Annotated in this window: 1 protein-coding gene; it reads right to left on the bottom strand. The window is 53.1% G+C overall.

The window, feature by feature from the left end; genetic code table 11:
* The coding region (locus QSV46_RS40785; RefSeq protein WP_314964431.1) for an alpha/beta hydrolase at nucleotides 1–243 on the bottom strand (243 nt) is incomplete at both ends.

Raw genomic sequence — 243 nt, 5'->3', positions numbered from 1 at the left:
GATAAGACCCGCTGTCCGTTCCGGATAATCCAGAGCGAAACGAAGAGCGAGGGTTCCTCCGGCAGAGGCGCCTAGCACATAGACCGTCTCGATATTGAGAATATTGAGGAGTGCTATCAGAGCCGCTGCCTGTTCTTTGGGAGTTCCTTCACCTGCAACCGAGCTTCCGGGGTACCCAAAACGCGATGGAGCAATAATCCTGTAGTGTTCCGAGAGCTCCCTAACATTCTCAAAGGCTTGATC

The organism is Bradyrhizobium cosmicum (assembly GCF_032290525.1).
Lineage (GTDB): Bacteria > Pseudomonadota > Alphaproteobacteria > Rhizobiales > Xanthobacteraceae > Bradyrhizobium > Bradyrhizobium cosmicum_A.
Note: the sequence above shows the minus strand (reverse complement) of the source record. Positions and strands in the feature narration are given on the sequence as shown.